A 13,809-nucleotide genomic window follows, 5' to 3' on the forward strand; every position below is an offset into this window, starting at 1 on the left:
TTCAATGACCTCCCGAACGTCGGCTACGTCGCGACGACAACCGGTCGATGAACAGATTCACACCGATGGTCAGGGTGCCGATGGCCAGGGCCGGAATCACAATGGCCGGCGCCCCCTGATTGAGGCCACCGATGTTCTCGCGCACCAGCGAGCCCAGGTCGGCATCCGGTGGTTGCACGCCCAGCCCCAGGAAACTCATGCCACTGAGCAGCAGCACGATAAAACCGAAGCGCAGGCCCAGGTCCGCCAGCACCGGGTTGAGTATGTTCGGCAGGATTTCCACACAAGCGATGTACAGCCGGCGCTCGCCACGGGTACGGGCCACTTGCACGTATTCCAGGGCTTCGATATTCACCGCCATGCTGCGGGCAATGCGGAAAGCGCCCGGGGTGTAGCTCAACACCGCGGTGCAGATCAGCAAGGTGACCGAGGAGCCGAAGGCCGAGACCATGATCAGTGCCAACATCTTGCTGGGGATCGAGATGAACGCGTCCATCAGGCGACTGATCAGCTCATCCAGCCACTTTGGCGACACCACCGACAACAGCGCCAGACTGGTTCCCAGGGTGCTGGACAACACCGCGGCCACCAACGCCAGGCCGACGGTGAAGCGTGCGCCGACGAGGATCCGGCTGAGCATGTCGCGGCCCAGGTAATCGGTGCCGAACGGGTATGTCGCGCTCAGGCTGTCGAAGACGTTGTCAGAGACCACCTCTCCCACCGGATGCGGCGCCAGCCACGGACCGAAGATGGCCACCAGCAACCAGATCACACACATCGCGGCACCGACCAGGCCAAGCCAGGACTTGGCGTGGGCGTCTTTGCCCAGCCCCAGCGCAACGGCCGCCGTCGGGGACTTCACAATGAGGTTGTTCATTGGTTTCTCAGCCTCGGGTTGGAAAGGATCGCGCACAGGTCGGCAATCAACACCAACGCCAGGTACGCCGTACAAAACAACATGGTGCAGGCCTGGACCAGGGCCATGTCGCGGTTGGTCACGGCATCGACCATCAGGCTGGCGATGCCGGGGTAGTTGAAGATCGTTTCCACGATCACCACCCCGCCCAGCAGATAGGACAGGCTCAGGGCGATGGCATTGGCGATGGGGCCAATGGCATTGGGCAAGGCATGCCGAAGGACGATCCGGATATTGCTGACGCCCTTGAGGCGGGCCATTTCCACGTAAGGGCTGTCGAGTTGATCGATCACCGCCGCCCGGGTCATGCGCGACATTTGCGCGACAATCACGCAGCACAGCGTCATCACCGGCAAGGCGTAGGTGCGCATGAATTGCCAGGGTGAGGTGATGTCACTGGCGTAGGACAGTGCCGACAACCAGCCCAGGTTCACCGCGAATATCAGCACCGCCAAGGTAGCGACCAGAAACTCCGGCACCGCCACCATGGTCAAGGTGAAGAAGCTCAGGAAGCTGTCGACGCGCCCGCCACGCCCCATCGCCGAACCGATACCCAGGGTCAAGGCCACAGGCACCGATACCAACGCCGTGGCAGCCGCCAGCATCAAGGTGTTGGGGACCCGCCCGGCCATCAAGTCGACGACCGGCATGGCGTTGGAGATCGACATCCCCAAATCACCGCTGAGCAGGCTCGTCAGCCAATGCAGGTAACGCAACACACCGGGCTGGTCCAACCCCATTTTCATCCGCAGGGCCGCCACCTGTTCCGGCGTGGCGAACTGCCCCAGCGCCTGTTGCGCCGCGTCCCCCGGCAGCACTGCCGTGATGGCGAACACCACCATGGAGACAATCAACAAGGTCACGACCGCCGCCCCCAGGCGGCGGCCGATCAACCAGAGTGTGTTGCTATTCATCATCCGACCCTCATGCAATATGGCCCAAACCCGGCGGTCATCAGGCGTCCAGCCAGACTTGCTCGGCAAACATGTAGCCCATGAAACCGCCCAGGGGGTTGGCGCCGTAACCCTTTACGCGCTGATCGGCGCCATCGATGTTACTGATGAATACCGGTACGCCGATGCCACAGTGCTCATGCACCAGCACCTGCATGTCGCCGTACATCTTGCCGCGCTTGACCTCGTCGGTTTCACCTCGGGCCTGCACCAACAGCTGGTCGAACTGTTCGTTTTTCCAACCCGATTCATTCCACGGTGCGCTCGACTGGAAGAACTGCGAGAACAGCATGTCGGCATTGGGCCGCGGGTTGATGTTGCCGAAGCTCAGTGGATGCTTGGCCCAATGGTTGGACCAGTAGCCGTCGCTCGGCAGGCGGTTGACGTTGAGCTTGAGTCCCGCCTCCTTGGCGGACTGCTGCAGCAACACCGCGACGTCCACCGAGCCGGTCGCCGCTGGCGAGCACATCAGCGGCATGCTGATGTTTTCCATGCCGGCCTTCTTGAGCAGGAACTTGGCCTGCTCCGGATCGTAGGCCCGTTGTGGCAACTCGGCGTTGTAGAAACGTGCACCGGGTGCGATCGGATGATCGTTGCCGACCCTGGCATAGCCCCGGAAGATCGCCGACTTGATCTGTTCCCGGTCCAGCAGCAACTTCATGGCCTGGGTGAATTCCGGACTTTTGCCCGGCATCTGGTCCTGGCGGATGATCAGGTCAGTGTAGTTGCCCGACGGTGAATCGATGACCTGGTGCTTGGCGCTGGCCTTGATGCGAGTCGTCGAGCGTGGGTTGACCTCGTTGACGATATGCACGTCCCCCGACAACAGGGCGTTGATCCGTGACGATTCGTCGGCGATGCCGATGAATTCGATCTCGTCCAGGTACGGCAAGCCGGGTTTCCAGTAGTTGGTATTGCGCACACCAATGGAGCGTACCCCGGGCTTGAACTCCTTGACCTTGAACGGACCGGTACCGATGCCCTGGCTGAAATCGCTGGTGCCCTCGGGCACGATCAACATGTGGGAGACGGCCAGGATCGACGGCAGCTCAGCGTTGGGGCCGCTCAATTGTATCTGCACTTCGTGGGTGCCGACGGCTTTGACTTCGGCGAACTGCGACGCCAGCGGCAGGACCTTGGAACCGGTGATCGGGTCCTTGTGCCGCAGCAGCGAAAACACCACGTCGGCGGCGGTCAGGGCCTTGCCATTGTGGAAGGTCACTTCCTTACGCAGGCTGATCACCCAAAGCGTGGCGTCGGTGGTGTCGATACGCTCCGCCAGTTCCAGTTGCGGCACCATGTGGCTGTCGAAACGCGTCAGCCCGTTATAGAACATGTAATGGCGCACATAATCGGTGGACGATGAACCTTTGGCCGGATCGAGGGTGTCGGCGGTGGAACTGGTCGAGCCTGCGACGCGAATGCGCCCGCCAGGCTTGCCTTTGCCAGGGGCGGCGGCCTCCTCATCGGCGAACAGCTTGCCGGCGGCGCCGAACAGGCTGCCCGCGCCCGCCACGGCCACCCCGGCCAATCCCAGCATTTGCAATGCATTGCGGCGTGACATGCCGCGATTGAGCCCTTCGAAAATGCGCAGACTTTCCGTACCTGTTATCAGCTGGGTGTCGATACTGTTTTTTTTGTCAGTCATGTCAGTTCTACCTTTCGGAAATGATAAGGCTCGATTGCTCGCGATTAACGCAATGTGTTGAAACGTGAAGCGTCTCCCCGCAACTCAATGCAAATAGTCTTGAAGGCGGTAGTACGCACCGACCAGAGGCAAAAACCACGGTTTGCCAAAATGACCGGGGATCGCCGGCCAATCGAGCTCGCGCCAAGGGTTGGCCTCGACCTTGCCCGCCATGACCTCGGCCATGACTTGCCCCATGTGCACCGACATCTGCACACCATGGCCGCTGTAGCCCATGGAGTGATAAACCCCTCCGTGCTGGCCAGCCCGAGGCAGCCGATCGGAGGTCATGTCCACCAATCCGCCCCAGCAGTAATCGACCTTCACCTGGGCCAGTTGCGGGAACATCTGCACCATCGCCGCGTGCAAGACTTTGCCGCTCTTGGCATCGGACACGCTGTCAGACATGGCAAACCGCGCCCGTCCGCCAAACAGCAGACGATTGTCCGGGGTCAGGCGGAAGTAGTTACCAATCATGCGGCTGGTGACATAGGAACGGTGTGCCGGCAACAAGCTGTCGATCAGCGCCTGGGGCAACACCTCGGTGGCGATCACGAAACTGCCCACCGGCACGATCCGCCGCCGATACCAGCCCAACCCACCCTGCTGAGAGGTGCCGGTGGCCAGCAGCACTTGCGTGGCCTGCAGCGATCCCTTGGTGGTATTGACCCGATAGCCGCCGGCACTGGCTTTCCAGTCCGTGACGGACACGCCCTGGAAAATCAAGGCGCCGTGACGGGCGGCGGCCTCGGCCAACCCGACCCCGAAGCGCCCGACGTGCATCTGCACGCCGTTGCGCTGCAACAAGCCACCATGGAACAGGGCCGAGTTGACCTCTGCGCGGGTCTCTTGTGCAGACAACAACTCGACCTCGGCATCGACCTCCCGCCGAATCAACTCGCAGGTGCGCGCCAAACCTTCGTAATGCATGGGCTTGGCCGCCAGCTTGAGCTTGCCGTTGCGCGTGAAGTTGCAGGCAATCTGCTCCTGCTCCACCAGCGAGACGACGCTCTGCACGGCGCTTTCATAGGCCTGGTAATAGGCGCGCGCTTTATCGGCGCCGAGGCTGGCACTCAGGGCCGCGTAGTCCTGGGCCACGCCGGTATTGCACTGGCCGCCATTGCGCCCCGACGCCTCGCCAATGACCCGCCCGCCTTCCAGCACGACCACATTGGCCCCCTTCAAGGCCAGGGCCCGGGCCGCGGCCAGGCCAGTGAAACCACCACCGACGATGGCCACATCGACCTGCCCGGGCAACGCACCGAGCTGGGCACCGGTAAATGCCGGTGCGGTATCGAGCCAATAAGACTCACTGCCCATGTCTAACCCCTTATGCCTTGAAGAGTGCCCAACGACTCAGAGACCGACCAGGCCGGCCAATCCGCCGATGTCCGGGATCTGGTGGTAGTTGTAGCCAGCGTTTCCAGGTAGTTCATGACCACGGGCCACGAACGCTTTGTGCTTGATCTTCATGTCGTGGGCCGACATCAGGTCATAACGGAAGCTTGAGGACACGTGCAGGACATCTTCCGGCCCGCAGCCGAGGTTATCGAGCATGAATTCGAAGGCCGCCAGGCGCGGCTTGTAGGCTTGGGCTTGTTGAGCCGTGAAGACCTTATGGAACGGTGCGCCGAGCTTGTCGACGTTGGACATGATCTGCTCGTCCATCGCGTTGGAGAAAATCACCAGGGGAATCTTGTCGGCGATTTTCGATAGACCGGCCGGTACGTCGGCATGGGGCCCCCAGGTCGGGACGGCATCGTAGTAGAGCTGACCTTCGCCTTTGTACTCGACGCCCCAACGCTTGCAGACCCGGGCCAGGGCAGTCTTGAGGATTTCATCATAGGGCCGCCAGTCACCCATCACCTGGTCCAGGCGATAGGCCGAGAAATCCTTGACGAACTGGTCCATCTGCCCGGCAGGGACCCGATCGGCGAACAGCTCGCGCGTCATGGTGCCCATCTGGAAATTGGTCAACGTGCCGTAGCAGTCAAAGGTAATGAACTTGGGGCGAAGGAAGCTCATGAGTGCAGTCCTGAGTGATGGTTGAGGTCATGAGGGGCAAGCGGTTGCGCCGTTCCGGGAGCCTGGGTGCAACGCTGCATCACGGATTTATTACAGCATCATGAGACCGTGCATAAACGGTTAAAAGTATAGGTCCCTTGGCACAAACCACCGTTTTTCGGGGCCTGCTCAGCAGACTGTGCGGGATGCGCCATGGCCGGGCATTTGCGCCGTTTTCAAGGCATTTGCGGCCGTTTATGGTGCGTAAAAAGCCACTTGGAACGCCACAAACGGCAGAATCTACGCCCGCGAACGAAAACGGGCGCATCCCCTGAGGATGCGCCCGTTCATTGTTTTGCCGGTGAGTTTCCAGTGCCTCAGAACTCCGCGACCTTGCCCCAGGCCGAAGATTGAAAACGGTCCGGGTGATAGGGACGCGGATCAACCAGTGGAGGCATGTCACAGACAATGTCGGCGATCAAATGCCCCGCACCCGGGCCGATGCCGAAGCCATGGCCACTGAACCCCGCCGCCAGCACCAGGCCAGGCAGGCTCGCCATCTCGCCGATGCCCGGGACGCCGTCCGGCGTGCTGTCCACATAACCTGCCCAGGCTGCGGTGACCGACGAGGTTTTCAGCATCGGGATCAGGTCTACCGCGCGCTTGTAAGTCAACTCAACCGTCGAGGCGTCTGCCTTCGGATCCAGAATTCGCATGCGCTCCATCGGCGTCGGCTGGTCCAACTTCCAGCGACCCAAGCCCTCGTGTCCCGATTGAAAGCCCTCCAGGCCGCCGGGGGCCAGCTTGCGCCAACGGCGCTGGAACATCGGCAGGAACTGCGGGGCGAAACGCAGCAATTGCAAGGTCGGGTCGACACGCCCTCGGCCACTGATGGCCAGCGTGATCCCGCCATCGGAGCGACGGGTCATGGAGACTTCATCCGTGTGGAGCGCGTCCGGTATCTCTTGGGCACCTTTGGAAACCGACAGTATCGTCTGGCGAATGGACGCCTGGGGGAACCGGATGCCGTACTGACGGCAGAAAGAGGACGCCCATGCGCCACCGGCGAGCACCGCGAGCTTGGTGCGAATGGTGCCCTTCTCGGTGACGACGGCAGACAACCGGCCACCCTCGGTCTCGAGGCCACGGGCGGCGCAGCCCTGATGCACCGTACCGCCCAGTTTAATAATGGCCCGTGCGACCGCCGGGGCGGCACGGGATGGGTCTGCCGTACCGTCGGTAGGTGAAAAGACCCCGCCTTTCCAGGGCTTGCCGGTCACCCGGCCATGTTGAGCGGCCTGCTCCGCCGTCAGCATGTGGGTTTTCACATTGACGGTACGGGCAAACTCCCCCCATTTCGCCCAACCGGCCAGCTCTTTCTCGTTGTTGCTCAGGTAGAGCAAGCCACACCTTCTGAAACCTGTGTCCTCACCAGTCTCTGCCGCGAACTGCTCCCAAAGATCCAGGCTCTTGGTCGACAGCGGCAGTTCGCGAGCGTCTCGATTCTGCTGACGGCACCAGCCCCAGTTTCGGCTCGATTGCTCTGCACCCACGCGGCCTTTTTCCACCAGTGCGACCTTCATGCCGCGCTTGGCCAGGTAATAGGCCGTGAAGGTTCCGATAATACCGCCGCCGATCACGACAACGTCAGCGTGTGTCGGAAGCTCAGAATTCGTCTCTACGGAAATTAACGGTGCTGGCATTTTAGGGATGTCCATGAAGGCCGGGGAATTTGAAGGTACGTCTTCTTCAGGCGGTCGCGGGTGCATCGGCCATGCACTGAGGGTAGCGACCAGGGCAAGCCGCTACTTCGTTCTGGAAGCATCAGTGCCACGCTGAATCATGGTGTTATTACAACACCAAGAAACCGTTCATAAACGGTTAAAAGTATAGGTCGCCTGGTACAAACCACCGTTTTGCGGGACGTGTTCAGCAGACTTTGCGGAGTGCTTCGGATTGGAGGTTTGGCTTATCTGTTTGGCGGGACACGTCCCGGCATTTATTTAGCTGGACCACCGCTATCGCGAGCAAGCTCGCTCCCACATTGGATTTTCGGCAGACAAAAATATGTGCTTAGTCCCCCTGTGTGCGAGCTTGCTCGCGATGAGGCCGGCACATTCAACGTCTCATTGACTATGAAACCACCTTCGCGAGCAGTTCGCTGGTCATGCTTTCAATGCCTCCTCCAGAAACGCCACCAAAGCCTGCACACGCGGGCTACGCAGTTTTCGTGAAGGTACCAGCAGGTTGATCGGCGCACTGTCGAATTGCCAATCCGCCAACACCCGAACCAGACGCTTGTCGGCAATGGCGTCACTGATATCCCATTGCGAACGCAGCACCAGCCCCAGGCCTTGCTCGGCCCAGCGTCGAGCCACGCTGCCATCGTTGCTCGACATCGCGGGCTCGATGCGCAGGGTTCTGCGCCCCTGCCCGTTGCGCAGGTGCCACAGCGTGACATCTTCATCATTTTCACGGATACAAATGCAGCGGTGCCCGACAAGTTGTTCAGGTGCCGACGGCGTGCCGTGCTGCTCCAGATAGGCAGGGCTTGCGCACAACCATCGGTCATTTGACGTGAGGTGCCTGGCGACCCACAGGCTGTCATTGAGGTGACCGATGTGGATTACCGCGTCGCTGTCATGGCGATCCGGCCATGGCGTTTCGCGTAAATCCAGGTGCAGGCACAACTGAGGGTGCAACCTGGCGAAACGCGCCAACAGCGGTGCAATGCGTTGCCGCCCATAGCCGAACGGCGCCGCCAACCTGAGCGTGCCAACCAACTGCTCGTCTCGTTGCTTGAAGGACTCCGGGAGCGCTTCCAACTGCTCCAGCAAACGCGCGCTTTCACGGGAGAAACGCTCGCCATCGGCGGTGAGACTCAGGCGCCGGGCATCGCGATTGGCCAGCGTCAGGCCGAGCAGCGTCTCCAACTTGCGCAGACGCATGGACAGCGCGGGAGGTGAGACATTCAGGATTCTGGCGGCGGCGCTCAACGATTCGGAGCGCGCCAGCGTCACGGCCAGACGCAGGTCCTCGATGGAGATCATTCAATTCTACTTAATGATTGATGACACCTCATTGAAGCACACCTTCACGACGGCTTTGTAGAGTGGGCCCTGTACCCAGCCATTCGAGCCCTCCTTATGTCAGCCTCTCTTGCCACCCTCGATACCCCCGTCGCGCTCGTGGATGTGCCGCGCATGCAGCACAATATCCAGCGCATGCAACAACGCATGGATGCCTTGGGTGTGCGTTTGCGCCCGCATATCAAAACCAGCAAATGCCTCCCCGTGATCCAGGCGCAGCTCGCCGCAGGTGCCAGCGGCGTCACGGTTTCGACCTTGAAGGAAGCCCAGTACTGTTTCGCTGAAGGCATTCGTGACGTCTTCTATGCCGTCGCCATCGCGCCAAGCAAACTGCCCCAGGCCTTGCTGCTGCGGCGCCAGGGCTGCCAGTTGAGCCTCCTCACCGACAGCCTTGCCGCTGCCCAGGCCATCGTCGCCTTCGGCCAACAACACAACGAACGCTTCGACGTTTGGATCGAGATCGACTGCGACGGCCATCGATCCGGCCTGCACGTCGAAGACGATTCACTCGTTGCAGTCGCACGGATACTCAACGAGGGTGGCATGCCGCTTCGCGGGGTGATGACCCATGCCGGATCAAGCTATGAACTCGACACCCCTGAAGCGCTGCAAGCCCTCGCCGAACAGGAACGCGCTCTTTGCGTCAGCGCGGCCCAACGACTGCGCGAAGCCGGGTTCGCCTGCCCGGAGGTCAGCATCGGCTCGACGCCTACGGCATTGTCGGCAATGAACCTGGAAGGCGTCACTGAAGTGCGCGCCGGTGTCTATGTGTTCTTCGATCTGGTGATGCACAACATCGGTGTCTGCCAGGCCGACGAGTTGGCGCTGAGCGTGCTGACCACCGTCATCGGTCATCAGAAAGACAAAGGCTGGATCATCACCGATGCCGGTTGGATGGCCATGAGCCGTGACCGCGGCACGCAACGCCAACAGCGGGACTTTGGTTATGGCCAGGTTTGCACCGAAGCCGGCGATTGGATCGAGGGCGCGTTGCTCACGGGAGCGAATCAGGAGCACGGCATTATCGCGCTTGAAACGGCCGAGGGTGTCGACATCACCGCGCGCTTTCCCATCGGTAGCCGCCTGCGCATCCTGCCCAACCATGCCTGTGCCACAGGCGCGCAGTTCCCGGACTATCACGCGGTTGACGCCGAAGGTGGCGTACACACCTGGAGTCGCTTGCATGGCTGGTAATCAAGCAGGTTCGATCCAATTGATCAGCACGACCAGCGCCGCGGCGCCGGGTGGACATTACGCCCAGGCGGTGGCGCACCAGGGCGTTCTGTATGTGTCCGGGCAACTGCCCATACGCGCCGATGGCGTCCACAGTGCCGACCAACCGTTCGAGGTCCAGGTCGCCATCGCCCTCGATAACCTGGTGGCGATTCTCGGTGCAGCAGGCCGGAGCACGCGCGACCTGCTGAAGGTCACGGTCTATGTCGCAGGTATCGAACACTGGCCCGCGTTCGATCGAATCTACGCCCGTTACCTGGGCGAGCATCGGCCCGCGCGAGCGGTAGTGCCCGTTCCGGCCTTGCATCATGGCTACCTGATCGAAATCGAGGCAATGGCCCTCGCCCCGGGGTAATGCCAAGTTAGCCCGGCAGATACGGCAGATTCTCCTTTGCGCACTTGAACAACGGCATCTTTCGTCTGGGCTGCTTTGTTAGCTTATTGAGCAGGCTCGACATACCGCTCGAAAGGAACACCTTGGATGATGACTCAATCTTCGAATAGCTACAGCGTTGATCCGCAAACAGCCCAGCTGTTTTATATCGATGGCGGTTGGTCTGCGCCGGTCAGCCCGGCCAGTTTGCCGGTGGTCAACCCGGCGACCGAAGAGGTCGTCGCCCAGGTCGCCAGCGGGTCTGCCGAGGATGTCGATCAGGCGGTCGCGGCGGCGCGTGCCGCGTTTGCCGGTTGGTCGGCTACTTCCACGGCGTCGCGTGCGCAGGTGCTGGGCAAGATTCATGAGCTTATCCTTGAACGCAAAGAAGAGTTTGCCCAGGCGATCTCCCTGGAAATGGGCGCAGCCATCGGTTCTGCACGGGCAATGCAAGTACCTCTGGCAGCCGAGCACGTCCGGGTCGCCCGCGACCTGCTGTCCACTTATCGTTTCCAGACCGTCGAGAACGGGACCGCGATCCAACGCGAACCCATCGGCGTCTGCGGCCTCATCACCCCGTGGAACTGGCCGCTTTATCAAATCACCGCCAAAGTCGCCGCGGCGCTGGCGGCCGGCTGCACGGTGGTGCTCAAACCCAGTGAACTGTCGCCGCTCAGCGCCCTGCTGTTTGCGCAAGTGGTTCATGACGCGGGCGTTCCAGCGGGTGTCTTCAACCTGGTGAACGGCAGCGGCCATGTCGTCGGCGCTGCGATGGCCGCCCATCCCGACATCGACATGATCTCGATTACCGGCTCGAATCGCGCGGGCACGCTGGTGGCCCAGGCGGCCGCCGCGACGGCGAAACGGGTCGGCCAGGAACTGGGCGGCAAATCCCCGAACATCCTGCTGCCCGACGCCGACTTTGCCAAAGCCGTCCCAATGGGGGTGATGGCGGCGTTGCGCAACGTCGGACAATCCTGCAGCGCCCCCACCCGGATGATCGTGCCCAAGAACCGGCTGGCGGAGGTCGAAGCACTGGCGGTCGCCACTGCCAACGGGATCATCGTGGGTGATCCGCAATCACCGGAAACGGTACTGGGCCCCATCGCCAATGAGGCCCAGTTCAATCGCGTGCAAGCCATGATCGAGGCCGGATTGCATGAGGGGGCAAAACTGCTCTGCGGCGGGCTCGGACGCGTGCCGGGGTTTGAAAAGGGCTTCTACACCCGCCCGACGGTGTTCTCCGCGGTGGATAACGCCATGCGGATCGCCCAGGAAGAAATCTTCGGGCCGGTGCTGTGCATCATTGCCTACGAAACCATCGACGAGGCAGTCGCTATCGCCAACGATACGGTCTATGGGCTTGGTGCTCATGTTCAATCGCAGGATCTTGAACTGGCGCGCGAGGTGGCTTCTCGAATTCGCGCGGGGCAAGTGCTCCTGAATTACCCGGCCTGGAACCCCATGGCGCCATTCGGAGGCTACAAACGCTCGGGCAATGGCCGTGAGTACGGCGTCTTTGGCCTCGAGGAGTACCTGGAAACCAAGGCGATCGTTGGGTTTGGCGAATCGCCTGAAGGTTCTTCGCGTACCTAGAGCTTCGATGCCAGCTGTCCATACTTCGATAGCAGATGTGCCCTCGGGCACATCACTTCACACGCTCCCAGACGATGTGAACCTTCGCCCCATCCGGGCGGCGAAAATCCTCCACCATCTGGTCACCGTCGACCTTCAACTGCAGGTCATCGCGGGTACGCACAGCGCCCACCCAGTTCGGGAATGTAGAGCCTTGGACGGTATTGCCCGTGAACTCACCGTTCTGGTCGACGGTGTATCGCCCGAAGAAACCGATGCTCCCCGCCATCGCTGCCCGGTTTTCCTCATCGGTGCCTTCGCCACGCGCATTGGATCGAAACACCGGCACGCGTGGATCAGTGAGTACTTCGACAAACGTCAGCTCTGGCGTGAAGACGAGCCAGCCATGAGGATTGGGGCCATAAGCTTCCGATCGGCTGCCCTGACTCTCAACGGTTGCGCTGACCATGCGCCATGTCCCGACCAAGGCATTTTCTTTGCCCGCAAACACGCTGGAGAATGCCAAGAAGGCAATCACCGCACCGACCGCCAGTACTTTGTTTTTCAAACTCATCCGTATCACCTTTCACTCGTCGCAACGATGCGACGGACAATAGATTAGTTGGGTTGGCACGGTCTTCATGCCCTGGCCGCGATGGCCGCCAAGCGCAGCTCCCGGGACGCGGCATTGTCCGCCCGCCGCCCCAAATGCCAGCCCAAATACCCCCACAGCAACGCGCAACAGGCGCCAATCATCGCGGCCGGACCGGCGCCCTGCCCTAGCAGGTCGAGCAGGCTCTTGGCCCAGCCGCTCATGGCGTCACCGGCGCGGTACACCACGGTGTCGATGAAGTTCTTGGCCTTGTATTTACTCTCGGCATCCAGGGGAGCGAACAGCATTTCCCGGCCCGGTCGGACGAACGCGTACTCGCCGATCCGTCGCACGATCATCAGCGCTGCCAGCAGCGCGAACCCCGGCGCCAACGCCAGGCCGACGAAGCCGATGCACATGAGCAGCGGCACGATGGCCAGCAAGGCACGCACCCCCAGCCTCGGCGCGATACGACCGGTGATGAACAGCTGGGACAGCAACGCACCGGCCTGCACGATGATGTCGATAGTGCCGAAGATGCGCACTTGCGCCGCGCGATCCGGATAGAGCTCGGCCACCAGGCGCGCCTGCTCGAAGTAGAGAAAGGTGCTGACCGTCGCCAACAGCACGACAAACCCGGCGATTCCCAACAGGTAAGGTGACCTGAGCACTGCTGTCAAACCACTGAACGGGTTGCCCTGCAAAGGCTGCCGAGGGCTTTGCGTCGGCGCGGCGCCGGGACGGCCCGCCCCACCCTTTTCGCGCCACCCCATCAACGCTCGTTTCAACACCAGCGTGGCGCCAAGCAACAAAGCCGCCAGCAACATCAACCCTGAGGCGCCAAAGGGACCAATGAGCAGCGCGCTCAGGGCCGGCCCCAGCAGGCCGCCAACGCTGGCGCCTGCGGCGATGAAGGCAAACAGACGCTTGGCCTGCTCGCTGTCGAATACATCCGCCATCAGGCTCCAGGCCACGGAGACGACGAACAGGTTATAGACCGAGATCCAGACGTAAAAGACCCGGGCCAGCCAGATACTGTCCGGCTGGAACTGGAACAGCTCGACGAACATCAGCAGGTTGAAACCGAAGAAGCCGTACACCCAGTCGATCAGCCGCAGACGCGGCACTCGGGCGCTGAGCCAGGCGAACAACGGCACGGCCGCCAGCATGACCAGGAAGGTCGCGGTAAACAGCCATTGCAAATTCTCCACCCCCGCTGCGATGCCCATCGACTCACGGATCGGACGCAGCATGAAGTAACCGGTGAAGAGGCAAAGAAACAGCAGGAACCCGCACAGCGCCGGACGCAACTCGCCATCGCGGGCGTTCAGGGCGAGACTCAGCCGGTGCACATAGGAAGGCATACTCATAGGGACTCCGGGGAGAC

At 61.5% G+C, this 13,809-nt stretch carries 12 protein-coding genes; 3 read left to right on the top strand and 9 right to left on the bottom strand.

Translation table 11 applies throughout. From position 1 onward, the window contains the following. Position 1 precedes the first annotated feature (1 nt). The 7 genes from BLP82_RS00780 to BLP82_RS00810 form a co-directional block, all read right to left on the bottom strand. Positions 2-877 (bottom strand): ABC transporter permease, encoded by an 876-nt coding sequence (locus BLP82_RS00780; protein ID WP_053121195.1) that lies wholly within the window; start codon positions 875-877, stop codon positions 2-4. Beyond that, on the bottom strand, positions 874-1,830 hold the full coding sequence (locus tag BLP82_RS00785) for an ABC transporter permease (protein WP_092165009.1): 957 nt from the start codon (positions 1,828-1,830) through the stop codon (positions 874-876). The genes BLP82_RS00780 and BLP82_RS00785 overlap by 4 nt, the downstream gene beginning before the upstream one ends. Positions 1,831-1,870: 40 nt before the next feature. Continuing rightward, positions 1,871-3,517 carry an ABC transporter substrate-binding protein gene (locus BLP82_RS00790; protein WP_092164511.1) on the bottom strand — a complete coding sequence of 549 codons (1,647 nt, stop codon included), beginning with the start codon at positions 3,515-3,517 and terminating at the stop codon, positions 1,871-1,873. A gap of 84 nt (positions 3,518-3,601) precedes the next feature. Then, positions 3,602-4,876, bottom strand: coding sequence for an NAD(P)/FAD-dependent oxidoreductase (locus tag BLP82_RS00795; protein ID WP_092164512.1), 1,275 nt, complete (start codon positions 4,874-4,876; stop codon positions 3,602-3,604). Positions 4,877-4,912: 36 nt separating this feature from the next. Further along, positions 4,913-5,581, bottom strand: coding sequence for a haloacid dehalogenase type II (locus BLP82_RS00800; RefSeq protein WP_092164513.1), 669 nt, complete (start codon positions 5,579-5,581; stop codon positions 4,913-4,915). A 356-nt stretch (positions 5,582-5,937) separates the two neighbouring features. Next, positions 5,938-7,263, bottom strand: coding sequence for an NAD(P)/FAD-dependent oxidoreductase (locus BLP82_RS00805; RefSeq protein WP_092164514.1), 1,326 nt, complete (start codon positions 7,261-7,263; stop codon positions 5,938-5,940). A 462-nt stretch (positions 7,264-7,725) separates the two neighbouring features. After that, the gene (locus tag BLP82_RS00810; RefSeq protein WP_092164516.1) at positions 7,726-8,610 is read right to left on the bottom strand and encodes a LysR family transcriptional regulator; all 885 of its coding nucleotides are present in this window, start codon (positions 8,608-8,610) and stop codon (positions 7,726-7,728) included. A gap of 96 nt (positions 8,611-8,706) precedes the next feature. On the opposite strand from BLP82_RS00810, the gene BLP82_RS00815 reads away from it, so the two are divergent. From BLP82_RS00815 to BLP82_RS00825, 3 genes are all read left to right on the top strand, one after another. Continuing rightward, a complete protein-coding gene (locus BLP82_RS00815; protein WP_092164518.1) occupies positions 8,707-9,843 on the top strand; it encodes a DSD1 family PLP-dependent enzyme in 1,137 nt (378 codons plus the stop codon). Continuing rightward, positions 9,833-10,237 (top strand): RidA family protein, encoded by a 405-nt coding sequence (locus tag BLP82_RS00820; protein WP_092164520.1) that lies wholly within the window; start codon positions 9,833-9,835, stop codon positions 10,235-10,237. The genes BLP82_RS00815 and BLP82_RS00820 overlap by 11 nt, the downstream gene beginning before the upstream one ends. 126 nt (positions 10,238-10,363) lie before the next feature. Then, positions 10,364-11,851 carry an aldehyde dehydrogenase family protein gene (locus BLP82_RS00825; protein ID WP_092164522.1) on the top strand — a complete coding sequence of 496 codons (1,488 nt, stop codon included), beginning with the start codon at positions 10,364-10,366 and terminating at the stop codon, positions 11,849-11,851. A gap of 52 nt (positions 11,852-11,903) precedes the next feature. On the opposite strand, the gene BLP82_RS00830 is transcribed toward BLP82_RS00825, so the two are convergent. Both BLP82_RS00830 and BLP82_RS00835 read right to left on the bottom strand, forming a co-directional pair. Continuing rightward, the gene (locus tag BLP82_RS00830) at positions 11,904-12,404 is read right to left on the bottom strand and encodes a lipocalin-like domain-containing protein (RefSeq protein ID WP_092164524.1); all 501 of its coding nucleotides are present in this window, start codon (positions 12,402-12,404) and stop codon (positions 11,904-11,906) included. Between the two features lie 65 nt (positions 12,405-12,469). After that, a complete protein-coding gene (locus BLP82_RS00835; RefSeq protein WP_092164526.1) occupies positions 12,470-13,792 on the bottom strand; it encodes an NTP/NDP exchange transporter in 1,323 nt (440 codons plus the stop codon). Positions 13,793-13,809: the final 17 nt, after the last annotated feature.

Origin of the sequence: Pseudomonas sp. NFACC37-1, assembly GCF_900101575.1 — a bacterium.
Classification (GTDB): domain Bacteria; phylum Pseudomonadota; class Gammaproteobacteria; order Pseudomonadales; family Pseudomonadaceae; genus Aquipseudomonas; species Aquipseudomonas fluorescens_AA.